The organism is Chelativorans xinjiangensis (genome assembly GCF_009812055.1).
GTDB lineage: Bacteria > Pseudomonadota > Alphaproteobacteria > Rhizobiales > Rhizobiaceae > Chelativorans > Chelativorans xinjiangense.
The window spans coordinates 96,351-114,503 of the sequence record NZ_WQNH01000009.1 but is presented as its reverse complement, the minus strand read 5'-3'; the positions used below and the strand labels follow the sequence as shown (position 1 = coordinate 114,503).

Here is an 18,153-nt window from a genome sequence, read left to right as displayed (position 1 = left end):
CGAGCGCGTCGATGCGATCATCACAAAAAGAAGTTGACATTTAATCTGATCAAATGTCAACATTATATGGCGTATTTAGATCGAGATAGATCGGGACGCCGAGGCAAGGGAAGACGACGCATGGCGACGTTCCGTGGCAGCTATACCGTGATGGTAACGCCCTTCGACAGCGAGGGGCGGGTCGACGAGGCGGCGCTGCGACGCTTCGTCGACGCCCAGATCGAAGGCGGCGTGCACGGCCTGATCCCGCTCGGCAGCACCGGCGAATTCCTGTCCCTCACGCGCGACGAGCGCCGCATGGTCGCGGCGACCGTCGTCGAACAGGCGGCGGGCCGCGTGCCGGTGCTGGTAGGCACGGCCGCCGAATGGACCGACGAGGCCGTGGCGCTCAGCCGGGAGGCCGAGGAACTCGGCGCCGACGGCGTCATGGTGGTGCCGCCCTATTATTCCTCGCCGACCGAGGACGAACTCTTCCGCCACTACCAGCGCATCGCCGAGGCGATCGCGGTGCCGATGATGGTCTACAACAATCCGAACACCGCCAATGTCGACCTCAAGGCCGCCTTCGTCGCGCGGCTGTCCGGGATCGACAACGTCTCCTACATCAAGGAATCGAGCGGCAGCGTGCCGCGTGTCACCGAGATCCTGCGGCTGTGCGAAGAGCGCATGACGGTCTTCGCCGGCTATCACCCGTGGGAAAGCTATCTCGCCGGGGCGCAGGGCTACGTCTCCGTGTTCTCCAACATCGCGCCCGGCCTGTCGGCGGAACTGTTCCGGCTGACGGTGGACGAGGGCGATGCGAAGGCAGGGCTCGCGCTCTACCGCAAGGTGCTGCCGCTGCTCGAGGCGCTCGCCGGCGACCTCTACGTCTCCGCCACCAAGGCCGCGCTGGGGCTGACCGGCATGCCGGTGGGCGAGCCGCGCCCGCCGCGCCTGCCCCTGCCCGAAAGCCGCGTCGCGCCCCTGGCCGCCGTGCTCGCCGATCTGGGGCTTCTTGCAAAGCCCTGATGCCGCCGCGCTTCCGGGAAAGGATGCGCAAACGCCAACGCATACGCATAACAAGGCACAGACAGGGGAACCGACATGAAAACGATCAAGACCATCATGGGACTGCTTCTCGCGGCCGCCATCGCCGCGCCGGCCGTGGCCGCCGAGATCACGCTCAAGGCCAGCCACAACGCCAACCAGGACGAGCCCTATCATCTCGGCATGCTGAAGATGAGCGAGCTGCTCAAGGAGAAGACCGGCGGCGAGGCCGAGATCCACGTGTTCCCGAACGCGCAGCTCGGCGACGAGATGGAGAGCATCCAGGGCACCCAGCTCGGCACGATCGACATCGCCATCACTGCCAACGAGACGCTGGTCAACTTCGCGCCCGAGATGAGCGTGTTCAGCATGCCTTTCGTGTTCGAGAACGCCGAACAGATGGACAAGGCGCTGAGCGCGCCGGAGGTGCGCGACTACGTCAACCAAGTGCTCGGCAAGAAGGGCTTCCGCCTGATCGGCTTCTTCTCGGCCGGCACGCGGCACATCATGACCAAGAAGCCGGTCGAGAGCATGGCTGACCTCGCAGGCCTCAAGATCCGCACCATGCAGAACGCCGCCCATCTGGAGGCCTTCCGCAATTTCGGCGCCAATCCGACCCCGCTCGCCTATGCCGAACTCTACGGCGCGCTGGAGACTGGCGTCGTCGACGGCGCCGAGGCCGCCAACACCAACTACTTCTCGAAGAAGTTCTACGAGGTGGCGCCGAACTGGGCGATCCTCGGCTGGCTCGAGCTCGTCGCGCCCGTCGTCATGGGCGAGGAGCGCTTCAAGGCTCTGCCCGAGGACATGCAGAAGGCCCTGCTCGAAGCCGGCACCGAGGCGGCGTTGTTCCAGCGCGCGGCCTATCGCGAGAGCGACCAGAAGCGCTACGACGATCTGATCGCCGCTGGCGTCAAGGTCACACGGCCCGACGCCGCGCCGTTCCGCGCCGAGGCCGAGAAGGTCTATGCGAGCTACGTCGACACCGACGAGCAAAAGAAGCTGCTCGACCTGCTGAAGTCGACGAAATGACCGGCCGTCCGGGCGGCCGATCCGCCCGGACCCTTTCCTGCACCGCCACCTGAAGGTCCGGCGCGCGTAGCCGCGCCGGCCAGCCCAACCCGATGGAACGCATGACATGTCCAAGCTGATCGTCACCGCCGGCCCCTATCGCTTCGACGCGCGCTTCGAGGCCGAGGATGCGCCCAAGACCGTGGCCGCATTCCGCAAGGCGATGCCGTTCGCGGGCCAGATCGTGCATGTGCGCTGGAGCGGGGAGGGGATATGGATCCCGCTCGGCGAGCGCGACTTCGGCGTCGGCTACGAGAACCATACCAGCCATCCGGCGCCCGGCCAGATCATCCTCTATCCCGGAGGCATCAGCGAAACCGAAATCCTTCTCGCCTATGGCGGCGTGGATTTCTCCTCGAAGATGGGACAACTCGCCGGCAACCATTTCATCACGTTGACGTCGGGCCAGGACAAGCTACGCGAACTCGGCACCATGGTGCTGTGGAAAGGTGCGCAGCCGATCACCTTCGAGGAAGTCGAATGACCGGCAAACGTGGCATATGCACCGTGCGCGAATGCGGCCTCGATGCCATGCGCAACGCCGTTGCGCACGGTCGCATGCGCGGCACTTCTATCGATCTCTCGAATACTCCTGCCGTAGAATATCATAGCGACAGGTAGTGGCGGTGAAGCAGGTGGCTGCTACAGTCCACCCAGGAACACGAAGAAGAAAGCCGGCGAACAGAAAAGAGACCGGCGAGCGACGCGATCAAGGCCGAAGAGGCAGCGTCGACAATGGGGCAAGGACTTCAAGGTTCAGGTGGGGCGCAAGCGGGTGCCGCCGCGCGTTTGTGCGCGGCTGTCGAATTCGGGCCCGAAGGGTCCAGCAGGGAGCGATCCATGGCGGAAAGCACCAGTGCGACACGAGTGACCGGAGGAGGTGACATGCCGATCTGGCTGCGACTGGTCGGGATTTCACAGGCCGTCCTCGGCATCGTCCGCGGTGTGGTCGACTTCGTCGCCATCGTCCTGCTCTGCGTGATGACGTTCCTCATCCTGTTCCAGATCCTCGGCCGCTACGTCTTCAACTATTCGATCTCCTGGTCGGAGGAGGCGGCGATCTTCGCCCAAGTCTGGCTGGTCATGCTGGGGGCGGGTATCGCGATGCGCAATCGCCACCATGTCGGCGTCGACTTCCTCATTGCCCGCTGCCCGCCGCTGGTACGCCAACTCGCGCGCTCGGCCTCCTTCCTGCTCGGCGTCTGGTTCCTGATCGTCGTCATCGTCGGCAGCTTCAGCCTGATCGGCATCGGCTTCATGCTGAAGTCCGCGGCGCTGCAGATCCCGATGGCTGTGCCCTATTTCGCTCTGCCGGTCGGCATGAGCTACTTCCTGCTCGAGTTCGCGATCGCGGTGCTGCCGGAGATCCGCGATCCGAACCGGCCTTCCACCGTCGAAGAAGGAGTCTCCGAATGAGCATCGCGTTCGGCGGCTTCCTGCTGCTCATCTTTTCCGGCATGCCGATCGTCTTCGCGCTTGGCGTGGCGGCCCTGCTCGCAGTCATCTTGCTGACGGACGCGCCGCTGACCATCGTCGCCCAACGGGTGTTCGGCGGCGCCAACTCCTTCCCACTGATGGCGATCCCGTTCTTCGTCGCGGCAGGGGTGATCATGGCGGCGGGCGGCATCGCGCGCAGGTTCATCGACCTCGCCGCCGCCTTGGTCGGCTGGATCACCGGCAGCCTGTTCCTGGTGGCCATCGTCACCGGCACGGGGCTCGCGGCGATCTCCGGGTCCGGCTCGGCCGACACGGCGGCCGTCGGGTCGATCCTGACGCCGGAGATGAAGAAGCGCGGCTACGACATCGATCTCTCGGCCGCGATCATCGCCGCCTCGGGTTCGCTCGCGCCGATCATCCCGCCCAGCATCATCATGGTGGTGATCGCCATCACCACCAACCAGTCGATCGGCGCCATGTTCATGGGCGGCATTCTGCCCGGCCTGCTCATCGCGGTCGCGCTTGCCCTCACCTGCTTCGCGTTCGCCAAGCGCGGGGGTGTCGCCTATCGCGACAGCGAGCCGTTCTCGCTGCCGCGCCTGGGCAGCGCCTTCATCGCCGCGCTGCCGGCGCTGACGCTGCCGGTTATCATCGTCGGCGGCATCGTCGGGGGCGTCTTCACGGCGACGGAAGCCGCCTGCATCGCTCTCATCGTCACCGTGCTTGTCTCGGTCTTCGTCTACCGCGAGATCGGCTTCGGTGACCTGCCGCCGCTTCTGCTGAAATCAGTCAGCCTGTCGGCCGCGGTACTGGCCATCGTCGGCACGGCAAGCCTGTTCTCGTGGATTATCTCGGCGCTCGGCGCGCCGCAGATGCTCGACCAGTGGTTCAGGACGACGACGGAATCGCCCGTCGTCTTCCTACTCATGGTCAACCTGCTGCTGCTCGTCATCGGCATGTTCATGGAGAGCATCTCGGCGATCCTGATCCTCATGCCGGTGCTGATGCCGATCGCCATCGGCTACGGCATCGACCCGGTCCAGTTCGGAGTGATGACGGCGCTCAACCTGTCGGTCGGTCTGATCACGCCACCCTACGGCATCTGCCTTTACGTCTCGGCGATGGTTTCGGGTCGCAGCGTCGACCAGGTGGTGCGGCGAGTCTGGATACCGCTCGCGCCGATGGTCGTGGTGCTGCTTCTCGCCGCCTATGTGCCGGCGGTCGTGCTGACGCTGCCGCGCCTGTTCTTTCGGTAGGTCGCAATCCATGCGGTCGGTCTCAATCAACTTCAAAAAAGGGGAACTCCGATGAAAACGCTTGTGAAGGCTGCACTCCTTTCGCTGCTTGCGCTGTCGCCGGCGCCGGCCGCGCAGGCCGCCGAGATCACGATCAAAGTCGGCCACACCAACAAGACCGACGCGATCCAGGACATGGGGCTGCAGAAGCTGCGCGAGCTGCTGGAAGCCAAGACCGGCGGCAAGGCGACGATCGAGATCTTCCCGAACGGCCAACTAGGCGACGAGGGCCAGCTCGTCGAGGGGGTGGTGCTCGGCACAGTGGAGATGTCGATGACGTCGAATTCGATCCTGAGCAACTTCGTCAACGACTTCCGCGTGCTCGACATGCCGTTCATGTTCGAGAACATCGCCGTCCTCAGCGACGCGCTGGAGGGACCGGCCAAGCCGCTGATGCAGGAGGCGGCCAAAGCCTCCGGCTTCCAGCTCATTGGCACCTATTCCTCGGGCATCCGCCACCTGATGACCAAGAAGGACATCGCCTCGATCGGCGACCTCGCCAACCTGAAGATCCGCACCATGCAGCAGCCGATGCATGTCGAGGCTTTCCGGGCCTATGGCGCCAATCCGACCCCGATGGCCTATGCCGAACTCTACGGCGCGCTGCAGACCGGCGTGGTCGACGGCGCCGAAGGCGCCACCTCCGACTACAACGCCCAGCGCTTCTACGAGGTCGCCAGCCATTTCTCGCTGGTCGGCTGGCTCAACCTGACGGCGCATGTCGCCATGAGTACGTCCAAGTTCGAGAGTATGCCTGAGGACGTGCAGACGGCGCTGCTCGAGGCAGGCCAGGAATCGGCGGTCTGGCAGCGCCAGTACGTGATTGAGCAGGAGCAACCGCTTCTGGCCGAGCTGAAGGGCAAGGGCGTCAATATCGTCCAACCGGAGCTTGCGGCATTCAAGGAGGCCTCGAAGCCGCTCTACGAGAAGTTCCTCGAGACTGAATCCCAGCGTAAGCTGTTCGAGGCGTTGGCAAAAGGCGAGTGAAGACAGCTCGGTGCGACGGCACCGGGTCGCACCGCCCGGCGCCGGCACTCTCGATTTCCAGCTCAGCCGCATGGTCATGATCCATCAACCCACGACGGACTCGGAGCCTCAGGCTGCATCCGGCGTTCCCGGCATGGACCTCCTCGCCGGCGCGGTGGACAGCCACGTCCATTGTTGTCCGCACATCAACCGCCGCACCGTGAGCGTGTTCGAAGCCGTCAGGCAGGCCGCCCGGGCGGGCCTGCGCGGGCTCGGCCTGATGGACGTCTTCGCCAACACTTCCGGCCTGGCGGCGCTCGCCAACCGGGAACTGGGGCGGCTCGGCGTCGATGTGTTCGGCGGCATCATCCTCGAGCCCTATGCCGGAGGTTTGTCGCCACGATCGGTGAGGACGGCGCTCGGTATGGGCTATGGGGACGGCGGCGCGCGCTTTGTCTCTCTGCCCTGCCACCACACCGCCTTCGTCGCCTGCTCGGAAAGGCGCAGCCCCGCCTATGTCGACACCTGCCTCGCCATCCCCGAAGCCGGCGAACTGCCCGATCCGCTACCCGAGATCATTGATCTCTGTGTCGAGGCGGATGTCGTCTTCAACCTGGGGCACATTTCGGGACCTGAGGCGGTCAAGGTCGCGGAACAGGCGGCCAGGCGGGGCTGTCGTCGTTTGCTCGCGCCAGCCGGTTATCTGTCGCCGGACGAAGCGACTGCGATTGTCGGGGCCGGCTGTCTGCTCGAATATTCCTTCTTCGTTTTCACCCACGCCACCGACATCCCGCAGACGATGATCGACGCCGAACGGCATCGCTTCGCGCGCGCCGATTTCTCCCGCGCGCTCTCGATCGTCCGGTCCGTAGGGGTCGGGAACGTCATCCTGTCCAGTGACAGTGGGGCGGTCGTGCTGCCGCCACCGGTGGAAGCGTTCCGCGAGTTCCTAGTCATGTTCGAGAGCTGCGGCTTCTTCGGTCACGAACTGCGGGCCATGTCCGCGGACAATCCGGCGCGGCTTTTCAAGGTGCGTAGCGCTCCGGCAGCGCCGGACGAAGACAACCACGTTTGAGAGATGCCATGTCCGGCAGGGGAACAGAAACCATGAGCAAGATCGACCTCGCTATCCGCGGCGGCACCGTCGTCACCGCCAGCGACACTTTCCGGGCCGATGTCGGGATCGCCGACGGCCGCATCTGCCTCATTGCCGACGAGGTGAAGGGGGCGGCGCGGGAGATCGACGCCAGGGGGCTACTCGTCATGCCGGGGGGCATCGACAGCCATGTCCATATCGCCCAGCCGTCCGGGCCGGGCATCGTCATGGCAGACGATTTTGCCTCGGCGACGGCGGCGGCCGCGGCGGGCGGCAACACGCTGGTCATGCCGTTTGCGCTCCAGCAGCGCGGCCAGTCGCTGCGCGGAGCGGTCGAGGCTTACCGGACCAAGGCCGAAGGAGAGTGCCATGTGGACGCGTCTTTCCACCTGATCGTTTCGGACCCGACGCCTGCAGTGCTCGGGCAGGAACTGCCGGCGCTGGTGAAGGACGGCTACACCTCGTTCAAGGTCTTCATGACCTATGACGATCTCGTCCTCGACGACCGCCAGCTCCTCGAGGTGTTCGACCTCGCCCGCCGCGAGAGGGCGCTCGTCATGGTCCATTGCGAGGGATACGACGCGATACGCTTCATGACCGAGAGGCTGGAACGGTCGGGCCGCACCGAACCCTACGGGCATGCGCTGTCGCGGCCTGAGATCGTCGAGCGCGAGGCGGCGCACCGCGCCATCAGCCACGCCGAACTGGTCGACCTGCCCATGATGATCGTCCACGTCTCCGGGCGCGAGGCAATGGAGCAGATCCGCTGGGCGCAGCGGCGCGGGCTCAAGGTGCTGGCCGAGACCTGCCCGCAATACATCACGCTGACCGCCGACGATCTGAAGGGTCTCGACATGGAAGGCGCCAAATATGTCTGCTCGCCGCCGCCGCGCGACGCCGAGAGCCAGAAGGCTATCTGGGAGGGCATCGTCCAGGGCGTCTTCCAGACCTTTTCCTCGGATCACTGCCCGTTCCGCTACGAGGCGGCTGACGGCAAGCTGAACCCGAAGGCGCGGTCCTCGTTCCGCTGGGTGCCGAACGGCATTCCGGGCGTCGAGACGCGATTGCCCGTCCTGTTCTCCGAAGGCGTCTCCAAGGGCCGCATCTCGCTGCAGCGCTTCGTGGAACTCTCTGCCACCAATCATGCAAAGATATACGGGCTCTACCCGCGCAAGGGCTCGATCGGCATTGGCTTCGACGCCGACATCGCGCTGTGGGATCCGAATCGCAAGGAGACGATCCGCCAGGAGATCCTGCATCACGGCGCCGACTACACGCCCTGGGAGGGGTTCGAGGTCACCGGCTGGCCGGTGATGACGCTGGTGCGCGGCGAGGTCGTGATGGAGGAAGGACGCATCGTCGGCGCGAAGGGCCATGGCGGCATCCTGCAGCGGGAGGTCGGCAGTTACGCGAACTGACGCCGGCTTCTCGAGACTATTCATACAGCAAATACATCAGGCCTGAAACATCATAAGTCTCGATACTTATGCCGCTCCGGACCGCTTGTTAAGGTCGGTCGAAATAGGGACATCAGCGATGGACGCGCTCAGAGACGTCAGGGTTCTCAGCTTCAACCACTTCCTCGCCGGTCCCGCCGCGGCGCAGATCCTCGGCGATCTTGGTGCCGACGTCATCGCGATCGAACCGCTCGAAGGCGCCTTCCAGCGCAATTGGGCGGTTGCCGGCCACTATGTCGACGGGCAGAGCGTCAACTTCCTCTCGACGGGGCGCAACAAGCGCAGCGTCGCCGTGGACCTCAAACATCCCGACGCCAGGGCGGCGGTGCGCCGTCTCATCGCCTCGGCCGACGTGGTGATGGAGAATTTCAGGCCCGGCACCATGGCCCGGCTGGGCTTCGATCCGGACGCTCTGCTCAAAGAGCATCCGCGCCTGATCTATGCGGCGGCGACGGGCTACGGGTCCGACGGTCCGTATGCCGCGCGGCCGGGACAGGACCTTCTGCTGCAGGCGATGTCCGGCCTCGCCGCGCATACCGGCAGGGCCGAGGGGCCCCCGGTCGCGGTCGGTTCCGTCGTCATCGATCACCACACGGCGGCGCTTCTGGTCATCGGGATCGTCACCGCGCTCTACCGGCGTGAACGGACGGGCAAGGGCGGCCGCGTCGAGGCGAACCTGCTCCAGGCGGCGATCGACCTCCAGGGCGAGCCGATCACGGCCTGGATGAACGGCGCACCGCATTCCTCGCCGCGCGGTCCGGGCGGCGTGGCCGGCTGGTTCAGCGCCGGCGGCTACGGCATCCATGCCACCTCCGACGGCCACATCGCCGTGTCGATGGCGACGCCGGCCGATCTCGGCAAGGCTCTCGGTGTCGAGGCGCTCCTGCCGATGTCCGCGGGCGACGGTCTCTCCCGCCGCGAGGAGGTTAACCGCCTCGTCGGCGAGGCGCTCGCTGGCCAGAGCACCGCCGAGGCTGCCGCACGTCTCGACGCCGGCGGCATCTGGAACGCGCCGGTCGAGGACTACGACGCGCTCCCGGACAATCCCCAGCTTCGTCATCTCCAGGTGTTCCGCACCGTCGAGGGCGCGACCGGCGCGCCGGTGACGCTGGTCGCCCACCCCGTCCGCTACGACGGCGCGGCGCCCGACATCTCGCGCGTGCCGCAGCCGCTTGGCGCGCAGACGCGCGAGGTGTTCGCGGAGGCCGGATTCTCCGGCGAAGAGATCACGCGGCTCGCGGCAGCAGGCGCGATCGGCCTACCGCCGGAGGCGGCTGCCGAAACCATGACGCGACGGGAGGCTGTTGCCCGATGACCCAGATGACGACCGACGAATGCCGCATGGTGGTCGAGACGGTCCGCCGCTTCGTCCGCGACAAGGTCCAACCGCTGGAGATGGAGGTCGAGGCGCTCGGCCGTATCCCGCCGGAGAAGCTGGCGGCGCTCAAGCAGGAGGCGATCGCACTCGGCCTCTACGCTCTCAACATGCCGGCCGAGGTCGGCGGCGGCGGTCTCGGCGCTCGCGACATGTGCCTGGTCGAGGAACAGCTCGGCCAGACTTCCGACGCGCTGATCCGGCGCATCTTCGGCCAAGTCTATCCGATGCTGATGGCCTGCGATCCCGCCCAGCGCGAGCGTTACCTGAAGCCCACGGTCGCCGGCGACCTGATCTGCGCCATGGCCATCACCGAGCCTGGCGCCGGTTCCGACGCCGCTTCGATCTCCACCACGGCGCGCCTCGACGGCGACCACTTCGTGCTCGACGGCAGCAAGCACTTCATCAGCGACGGCGACATCGCCGACTACGTCATCGTCATGGCCCTGACCGACGCCGAAAAGCGCGCGCGCGGCGGCATCACGCTTTTCCTCGTCGACCGGGACACGCCCGGCTTCTCGGTCGCCCGCACGCAGCCGATGATGGGCCATCGGGGTTACGGCCATGCCGAACTCGTCTTCCAGGATTGCCGCATACCCCGTGACGCGGTGCTGGGCGAGGTCGGCCAGGGCTTCAAGCTGATCATGCAGAGCGTCTCGGCGATCCGGCTCGCCCATATAGGGGCCCGCTGCGCCGGCATGGCCCAGCGCGTGCTGGAGATGATGCGCCAGCACGCCGCTACGCGCCGCCAGTTCGGCCAGCCGATCGGCGACTACCAGATGATCCAGCAGATGATCGCCGACTCCGCGATCGAGATCTATGCCACGCGCAGCATGGTGCTCGACTGCGCGGCCGACATCGACGCCGGGCTCGACCCGCGCAACAAGGTGTCGATGATCAAGGTACATGCCTCCGAGACGCTCGGACGCGTCGCCGACCGCGGCATCCAGGTCTTCGGCGGCTACGGCTTCACCAAGGAACTGCCGCTGGAACGCATCTACCGCGACGCGCGCGTGACGCGCATCTATGACGGGACCTCCGAGATCCACCGCATGCTGGTCGCGCGCGGCGTGATCCGCAACGGCCTGTCGCTGTGAGGACGAAATCATGACGTCAGCGACACCATCCGAAGGGCCGAAGGTCGGCGCCCGCGTCACCTTCCGCAAGACGATGACGGTCGCCGAACAGGCGATGTTTACCGGCATCAGCGGCAATCTGGGCGGCCTCTATGTCGACCGCACCTGGGCCTGCGCGGCGGGGCTCGCTGACATGGCCGTCTTCGAGATGGCCGCCTCGTCTCTCCTGTCCACCTGCCTGGCGCGGCTGGCCGGGCCCGGCTTCCGCATCGGCGCCGTCAGCCTCGCCTTCGACCGGGCGATCCCCGTCGGCGCGAACATCGAGGCGACGGCGACCGTGTCGGGGCGGCAGGGCGCGAGCTTCGTCTGCGCGCTGTCGATGACCGCCGACGGCGCCGCCTATACGGCCGGCGAGGCGCGGCTGGAGCCGGTCTGAGGAGGTCGGGCGATGTATGACGTCATCCCCTTCAGCGACCTGAACGTCGGCGACAGGGCGGTCGTGACCAAGACCGTGACCGAGGCCGACGGCGCGCTCTACATCGCCGCGACGGGCGATTTCGGGCCGGTGCACATCGACGAGGCCTATGCCGCCGGTACGCGGTTCGGCCGCCGCCTCGCACCCGGCATCATGGTCGCAGGCCTGTGCACGAGCGTGCTGACGGCCGAGCTCGCCGGCGTGCTCGGCGTCTCGATCGAGGACCGGTTCTGGTTCACCGGCCCCGTCTTCTACGGCGACACCATCGCGATCCATGTCTGGATCGCCGAGCGCGACGAGGAGACTCGCACACTCATCTGGGAAGCCTCGGCCGTCAACGAAGAGGGCAGGGAGGTGCTCAAGGCGCGCGCCACCCTCAAATATCCACGACCAAGAGTTCAATGACATGACACTGACATCCTCCGACCTGCGCGGCGTCACCGTCGCGACCGTGCTTCCCTTCGACGACGCAGGCGCGATCGATTGGCGCGGCTACGAGAACCTCATCGCCTACTGCTCCGGGTCCGCGACGGCCATCTTCGTCAACGGCCATGCCGGCGAGGCGACGTCGCTCTCCGAGGCGGAGCGGTCCGAGGTGATCCGCCGCACGAGGGCACTCATCGGGAAGGACAAGCCGCTGCTCGCCGGGGTGATTCCGCACGGCGTCGACGACGCGATCGCGCAGGCCAGGGCTGCGCAGGCGGCCGGCGCTGACTGCTACGTGGTCTTTCCGCCGGCTGCGCTCGGCGGCGGCGCGGCGGCGACCGATGCACCGCGCGCGTTCTTCGAGGCGGTGACCGCGGCGGTCAATATTCCGGCTTCGGTCTTCCAGTTCCCGCTCGCTTCGGGTTTCGGCTATTCGACGCGCGTGCTCGCGGCCATCGCCGCGCTGCCGCGCGTCATCGCGGTCAAGGAGGGCAGCAACATGATGCTCGCCTATGAGGAGAATTTCCGGGCGCTCAGGGCTGCCGCGCCGGACGTGGCGATGCTGCCCTCCAACTACGACTGGTTTCTGCCGCAGCTCGCAGTCGGCGCGGACGGGCTGCTGTCCGGCCTGGCGAGCCTCACCCCACACTGGCTCGCCGATCTCTGGACGGCGGCGGAGGCGTTCGACCTCGCCGCCATGCGCAAGGCCAGCGACAGGCTCCATCCGGCGGTGCGGGCGATCTACGGTCCCGCGCCGATCATCGACATGCACACGCGTATCAAGGTCGGCCTGAAGGCGCTGGGCGTGATCGCCAATGCGCGGCCGCGCCTGCCGCTGATACCGGCATCGGCGGAGGCCGAGACCCTGGTCCGGGCGGCGATCGAGGAAAGCGGGCTAAGACGATGAACCTGCGCAACTCCGTAATTGCAGGCGAGAGGCCTGCCCCCCGTGCGTCCGCTGCACCGCACCCGTTTGGCGGCGTCTATGCCTCCACGGTCTGTCCGATGCGCCCCGACGGCTGCATCGACGAGGAAATGCTCGCCCGCCATCTCGGCGATGTCGTCGGCACCGACGGCATGGCGGGGCTGCTCGTCAACGGCCATGCCGGCGAGAACGCCGCGCTCGACCGCGACGAGCTCGCGCTGGTCGTGCGTGTGGCCCGCGCGGTCGCGGGAACGCGACGGATCGTTGCCGGCATCAACGTGGAGCGGACCGACCGCGCCGCGGTTCTGGCGCAGGATGCGGCGCGCGCCGGCGCCGACGCCGTCATGGTGTTTCCGCCCTTCTCTTGGGCGCTCGGCGCCGACGAGCGCGTGATCCAGGAGCATCACCGGGCGGTGGCGCGCGCCTCGGGCCTGCCGCTGTTTCTGTTCCAGGGCGCGGTCGGCGCGGGCAAGACGGCATTCTCGGCGCGCACGCTCGCCGGCCTGCTCGAGATCGAGAGCGTCATCGGCATCAAGGAGGGAAGCTGGGAGACGGCGGCCTATGACTTAACCCGTAGGCTGACGAAGCGTCTGCGCCCGGATGTCGGCGTGATGGCGTCGGGCGACGAACATCTGTTCGCTTGCTTCGCAATTGGCAGCGAGGGCAGCCTGGTCAGCCTCGCAACGGTCGTTCCGGAACTGATTGTCGCGCTCGACCGGGCGGTGGCGGGCGGCGATCTGGCCGAGGCAAGGGCGATCCATGACAGGCTCTATGATCTGGCGCGCGTCGTGTACGGCGTGCCGGGGCACCTGGCGACCTTGAGGCTAAAGACGTGCCTCGTTCTGCTCGGTCGGCTTGGCGCCGCGACGTCCCGTTCCCCGATCGCCGCGCTGTCGGACGAGGAGATCGGGCAGTTGCACAACGCGCTCATCGCCGCCGGTGCTTTTGCATAGGGACCGGCGAGCTGATGTCGCAGTTCCACATTGTCCTTGTCGATGTCGACCCCGCGGTCGAAGACGCGTTCAACGAGTGGTACGAGACGGTGCATATCCCCGAGATACTCGCCTGTCCGGGATGGCTCTCGGCGCAACGCCACGTCTGTGTAGAGGGCGGGCCGAAATATGCTGCCGTCTACGAGATCACCGGCTCGGACGCCTATGAGACGCCGGAATTTCATGCCATCAAGGGTTTCGGACCTTTTGAAAGCCATGTCTCGAATTTCAAGCGACTGCGCCTCTCACCCCTCGCGCTCCCGGCGTCGCCAGACTAGGGCCGGCGCGATAGCGCTACAAGAACCGGCATGAACCTCAGGCAGCTTGAGATTTTCAGCGCGGTGATGCGCTTCCGCACGACCATCGCAGCGGCTGAGGAGTTGTCGATGTCGCAGTCGGCCGTCAGCAACGCCATCAAGCACATGGAATCCCAACTCGGGTTCAGGCTTTTCGAGCGTGTCAGCAACCGGCTCGTCCCGACCGAGGAGGCGAAGATTCTGCTTGAGGAATCCGAGCCCCTGTTCATGCACCAGCAGGCGGTCAACCAGCGTGCCGCCGATCTGCGCGCGGGCCGGATCGGCCGTATCCGTGTCGCCTCGACCGCGGAGCTCTCGGAATCGATTCTTCCGAGCGTGATCAGGAAGTTCCTCACAGCGCATCCGTCGGTCTATCTCTCGCTCGACACGAGGCCGCTGACCAGCGTGCTCGATGCCGTCGAGATGGGTCTCGCCGATGTCGGCTTCGGCATGGAGGCGCACGACCAGCATGGCATCACCCTGCGGCCGATCGCGGAACTGACGACCGCGTGCGTATGCCAGCCCGGCAGTCCGCTGGCGACATTACCTTTCGTCACGCCGGCCGACCTTCGCGACCAGACGCTGATCGCACCGCACACGAGCAACAGCATCGGCGTGCTCATCGCGGAGGCCTTCGCCAAGGCGTCTACCCCCTACTCCCCCTCCGTCGAGGTCCGCTTCCTCAACGTGGCGGCGCGGCTCGTGCAGGAGGGCTGGGGCTCGGCGTTGCTCGATGAGATGACGGTGTCGACCGGACGTTACTCGGACCTCGCAATCCGACCGTTCCAGCCGCGTGTGCGGCTGCACCTGTCGGCGATCCTGCCGAAGCAACGGGTGCCGTCGCGGCACACTAACGAGTTCATCTCGATCTTCCGCAAGGAGGCGATACGGCGGATCGAGGAACTACAGAAGCACAATCATTCCTGATCCGCGTAGGGCATGGGCGATCTCACACCGATATGGATAGCGAGTGTCGGTATCGGTCGTTGCGAGCCCTCGATTTGAACCTATTCGACCCCAAATTCACGCAGATTGGCTGGGTCGGAGCGGAGCATTGGCAGTAGTTTGATTGGGGCAGGCCTCCAATCCCAATAACAGGCTTTTGCAGGTCATGGCGCGCATCGCCTTATGCCGAGCTTTTCTTGTTGCTGCAGATCGCCACCATGCAGGCGATGCTGTTTGGACGCGAAATCATCAGCCGCCTGCGGGTACACATTTGCATCGTTCCGGATGAGTGGTCCCTGCGGATTTGCGTGCGCGTTGCCGCAGGGCCGTCCGCCGCGAGAGTTCATAAGCCATCCACCGGGTAAATTGCTCGGATGGCTTCGGCTTGAAATGGCTGCAAGGCGCGACCCAAGACTCTTGCGGAAGCCGCCAAATGAGGTGATCCTGCGGCTTGCACGCGCCCTCGCACGCCAAGCAGCGCGAGAAGATCACGCGCGTGAACAAGCCCGGAAGGCCTGCCATGAAAAGCGCCGCGATCTACGCTCGGTTCTCGACCGATCTGCAAGATGAGAGATCGATCGAGGACCAGGTTGCCCTTTGCCGAAAATACGCTGAGCGGGAAAACCTGAACGTAGTTGCAGTATTCGAGGACCGCGCTCGATCGGGCGGGTCGGTACTGGGACGTGACGGGTTGCTGCATCTTCTGGATCGAGCGCGCGAGCATGGCTTTGACGTGCTTGTCGTAGAGGCACTCGATCGGCTGTCCCGAGATATGGAGGACCTGGCGGGCATTCATAAGAGGCTCACGTTTCTGGGCATCGAAATACGAGCCGTGCACGAAGGCCTGATCAACACTGTGGTAGTTGGCCTGCGTGGATTGGTTGGTCAGCTCTACCGTGAAGATAATGCGCATAAGGTGCGCCGGGGTCAGTCTGGCCGTGTGGGCCAAGGCCTCAACGCCGGTGGTCTGACATATGGCTACGCTGCCGTTCCAGGTGATCCCGGAAGAAGAAAGATCGTTGAAACCGAAGCCGAAATCGTTCGGCAGATATTTCACGACTATGTGGCGGGCAGCACGCCCCGCGATATCGCACACTGGCTGAATCGAGAGCGGATAGCGCCGCCGAGAGGCCGGGCATGGAACGCATCTACGATTAACGGCAACGCGCAGCGCGGGACTGGGATCCTTCAGAACGAGCTCTATGAGGAACGAAAGCGCCTCGCAGCCGAAGCCGACGCGAACCGCATACGTCTCGAGCGGCGCCTGGGCGAACTCACTCGAGAAATTGACCGTCTGGTCGACGCTATCGCAAAGGGCTTGGGGGATCCCGCCGTACTGGGGCCACGCTCGACGGCATTGCATGAAGAGCGAAAGGGGATTGAAGCGGAGCTTGATAAGGTCCCTCCGCCCACTGAAGTCGTCGCTCTGCATCCTGCGATGCTGGCTCGATATGAGCAGCAACTTACTCGTCTACAAGAAGCATTGTCGCAAGGTATCCGGGCAGGTGACACGGAATCCGCTGAAGCAATGCGAGATCTGGTGGAGACGGTCACAGTGTTTCGAGACCCGTCTCGAAAGGGAGGTATCGAGATCGAAATCTCTGGCCGTCTAACCGCGCTCCTGGGTGAAAAAGCGTACCCGAACGGAGTGAAAGGAGTGTGGGGAAAGGTGGTAGCGGAGGTCCGCTACCGCCGTTCCCCCCGACAGCAAGAACCGGTGTTTTCACTCGAAATTGAACAGATCAACGTAGCCTGATTTGGAGTAGTTTGGCCGCCGAGATTCAACTTGCCGGAAGCAGCGCGCCCTGATTTGTTCGCAGCAGATGACGATTTATCGGTAGTCGGAATTCGCGACGCAGTGGCGCACTTCGACCTTGAAGCCGACTCACCTGTTGCGGGGTGAACGGCAGCTGTGCGCCCCAAGTCGGCCGTAGAGGGCGGCTTTGCTTTTGCCCGTATGCGGTCGGTTTTTGGTTCGACCCCGGCAGAATGCTGACGCTTCTCGCTCTGCTGTATTTGGGCCGACAAGCGGCTGGCCCCACCGCGTTGGCTCTTTTTTCAATGCTGTGCCGCGGCGGGATCGGATCGGGATTTCGGTACCGCAGCAACGGCCGAGAAATAGAAGTCGAGCATCGCGTTGAGCGGCGCCGGATCCCGCCACAGGCGACTGCGCAGGGCGGCGCCCTCCCAGCAATTGACCACAAGGTTAGCCATGTGGCGCGGATCTGCGTCCGGCGGCAGGTCACCCCTGGCTTGCGCCTGCTCCATGCAGTCAGCGATGCGGCTGGCGATAGCGCTCAGGCACTCCTCGATCTTTTCCTGGAAGACGGGGCTAACGCCCGAAAGCTCCTGGCCGAGCCCGCCGAGCATGCATCCGAGATAGCCATCGTCGTGATACTTGTCGCGCGTCGACTCGAAGAATTTGCGAACACGGTCGAGCGGCGGAAGGGAACGGTCGCCGAGCGTTTGATCGAGGCCATCGTGGACCTCGACCATGTAGCGCTCGACCACCTGCAGGGCAAAATCTTCCTTGCTGGCGAAGTGGTGATAGAACGACCCCTTGGGCGTACCCGTTTCCTTGAGCACCGCCTGGATGCCGAGGTCGTTGTAGCCGTGGCGCAGAAGCATGCTTAATCCCGCCTTGAGCATGCGTTCCTTGGTGGAATCACTCATCAAGAAATATCCAGTCCATCATCCTTCGACACAAAAGGTCGGTCTTCGGGCGCCGAAGGTCAAGGTTCTCACGCATGCATAGCACCAGCGGTACCGCCGGTCAGTGCTGGTGTTCGGGCGGCGCGAAGAGGATCAGTTCCACTCGGTTATCCCCTTCGACATGCGCGTCGTGGCCTGGCGGGATCTCAAAAAAATCACCGGGTGTAATCCTCGTGCTCGCTCCGGTATCGAGCATGCGAACGACGAGGGTGCCGGCGATGCAATAACCGGTGTGGTGCATCGGGCATGAATCCGGATTGCCGAGCAGGGGCTTTTCGTTCTTTTCCCAGGTCCAGCCCGGTTCGAACACCGCGTGCATGCCGGTCGCTCCGGTCCCCATATTGACGATGGCGATACCGCCGCATTCTTTCATATCGAGCAGGTCGTCGGGTTTATCGAAGCGGCGAGTCTCAATTGCTGTCATGACATCATCCTCTCTGCTACCTAATGACGAATTGGCGTCGATTGCGGCTATTCACGCACTATTAGACCGGTCGGTCTATTCGCAGAGTGACATGGGAGTGGGCGTGCGTCAATACGCGCTCGCAGCTTGCCGAAGAATGCGTACCGGAACCGGGCGGAC

At 65.0% G+C, this 18,153-nt stretch carries 19 protein-coding genes; 17 read left to right on the top strand and 2 right to left on the bottom strand.

From position 1 onward, the window contains the following. The first annotated feature begins 120 nt into the window (after nt 1–120). The 17 genes from dapA to GM910_RS08710 all read left to right on the top strand — a co-directional run bounded on the left by dapA (nt 121) and on the right by GM910_RS08710 (nt 16,614). Nucleotides 121–1,008 (top strand): 4-hydroxy-tetrahydrodipicolinate synthase, encoded by an 888-nt coding sequence (gene dapA / locus GM910_RS08790; RefSeq protein WP_159587146.1) that lies wholly within the window; start codon nt 121–123, stop codon nt 1,006–1,008. Between the two features lie 75 nt (nt 1,009–1,083). Then, nucleotides 1,084–2,058 carry a TRAP transporter substrate-binding protein gene (locus GM910_RS08785; protein ID WP_159587145.1) on the top strand — a complete coding sequence of 325 codons (975 nt, stop codon included), beginning with the start codon at nt 1,084–1,086 and terminating at the stop codon, nt 2,056–2,058. A gap of 106 nt (nt 2,059–2,164) precedes the next feature. Continuing rightward, complete coding sequence (locus tag GM910_RS08780; protein WP_159587144.1) at nt 2,165–2,581, top strand: DUF3830 family protein; 417 nt, start codon at nt 2,165–2,167, stop codon at nt 2,579–2,581. A 401-nt stretch (nt 2,582–2,982) separates the two neighbouring features. Further along, on the top strand, nt 2,983–3,513 hold the full coding sequence (locus GM910_RS08775) for a TRAP transporter small permease (protein ID WP_159587143.1): 531 nt from the start codon (nt 2,983–2,985) through the stop codon (nt 3,511–3,513). Beyond that, nucleotides 3,510–4,790, top strand: coding sequence for a TRAP transporter large permease (locus tag GM910_RS08770; protein ID WP_159587142.1), 1,281 nt, complete (start codon nt 3,510–3,512; stop codon nt 4,788–4,790). The genes GM910_RS08775 and GM910_RS08770 overlap by 4 nt, the downstream gene beginning before the upstream one ends. A gap of 51 nt (nt 4,791–4,841) precedes the next feature. Further along, nucleotides 4,842–5,816 carry a TRAP transporter substrate-binding protein gene (locus GM910_RS08765; protein WP_159587141.1) on the top strand — a complete coding sequence of 325 codons (975 nt, stop codon included), beginning with the start codon at nt 4,842–4,844 and terminating at the stop codon, nt 5,814–5,816. Between the two features lie 10 nt (nt 5,817–5,826). Continuing rightward, complete coding sequence (locus tag GM910_RS08760; protein WP_159587140.1) at nt 5,827–6,870, top strand: DUF6282 family protein; 1,044 nt, start codon at nt 5,827–5,829, stop codon at nt 6,868–6,870. A gap of 32 nt (nt 6,871–6,902) precedes the next feature. Further along, a complete protein-coding gene (gene hydA / locus GM910_RS08755; protein WP_159587139.1) occupies nt 6,903–8,309 on the top strand; it encodes a dihydropyrimidinase in 1,407 nt (468 codons plus the stop codon). A gap of 118 nt (nt 8,310–8,427) precedes the next feature. Next, complete coding sequence (locus tag GM910_RS08750; RefSeq protein ID WP_159587138.1) at nt 8,428–9,663, top strand: CaiB/BaiF CoA transferase family protein; 1,236 nt, start codon at nt 8,428–8,430, stop codon at nt 9,661–9,663. Further along, nucleotides 9,660–10,820: an acyl-CoA dehydrogenase family protein gene (locus tag GM910_RS08745; RefSeq protein ID WP_159587137.1), complete on the top strand. Its 1,161-nt coding sequence runs from the start codon at nt 9,660–9,662 to the stop codon at nt 10,818–10,820. Before GM910_RS08750 ends, GM910_RS08745 begins: the two co-directional genes overlap by 4 nt. Nucleotides 10,821–10,830: 10 nt before the next feature. Beyond that, a complete protein-coding gene (locus GM910_RS08740; protein WP_159587136.1) occupies nt 10,831–11,235 on the top strand; it encodes a hotdog family protein in 405 nt (134 codons plus the stop codon). Nucleotides 11,236–11,247: 12 nt separating this feature from the next. After that, nucleotides 11,248–11,679, top strand: coding sequence for a MaoC family dehydratase (locus GM910_RS08735; protein ID WP_159587135.1), 432 nt, complete (start codon nt 11,248–11,250; stop codon nt 11,677–11,679). Between the two features lies 1 nt (nt 11,680). Then, nucleotides 11,681–12,607, top strand: coding sequence for a dihydrodipicolinate synthase family protein (locus GM910_RS08730; protein WP_159587134.1), 927 nt, complete (start codon nt 11,681–11,683; stop codon nt 12,605–12,607). Continuing rightward, nucleotides 12,604–13,578 (top strand): dihydrodipicolinate synthase family protein, encoded by a 975-nt coding sequence (locus tag GM910_RS08725; protein ID WP_159587133.1) that lies wholly within the window; start codon nt 12,604–12,606, stop codon nt 13,576–13,578. Before GM910_RS08730 ends, GM910_RS08725 begins: the two co-directional genes overlap by 4 nt. A 14-nt stretch (nt 13,579–13,592) precedes the next feature. After that, on the top strand, nt 13,593–13,895 hold the full coding sequence (locus GM910_RS08720; protein ID WP_159587132.1) for a DUF4286 family protein: 303 nt from the start codon (nt 13,593–13,595) through the stop codon (nt 13,893–13,895). A gap of 30 nt (nt 13,896–13,925) precedes the next feature. Next, nucleotides 13,926–14,840, top strand: a complete 915-nt coding sequence (locus GM910_RS08715) for a LysR family transcriptional regulator (RefSeq protein ID WP_159587131.1) — start codon at nt 13,926–13,928, stop codon at nt 14,838–14,840. Between the two features lie 538 nt (nt 14,841–15,378). Next, nucleotides 15,379–16,614, top strand: coding sequence for a recombinase family protein (locus GM910_RS08710; protein ID WP_159587130.1), 1,236 nt, complete (start codon nt 15,379–15,381; stop codon nt 16,612–16,614). 302 nt (nt 16,615–16,916) lie between these two features. Here the strand turns inward: GM910_RS08710 and GM910_RS08705 are convergent, their stop codons facing one another. Next, nucleotides 16,917–17,531: a TetR/AcrR family transcriptional regulator gene (locus tag GM910_RS08705; protein WP_159587129.1), complete on the bottom strand. Its 615-nt coding sequence runs from the start codon at nt 17,529–17,531 to the stop codon at nt 16,917–16,919. A gap of 100 nt (nt 17,532–17,631) precedes the next feature. After that, nucleotides 17,632–17,994 (bottom strand): cupin domain-containing protein, encoded by a 363-nt coding sequence (locus tag GM910_RS08700; RefSeq protein ID WP_159587128.1) that lies wholly within the window; start codon nt 17,992–17,994, stop codon nt 17,632–17,634. Nucleotides 17,995–18,153 lie beyond the last annotated feature (159 nt).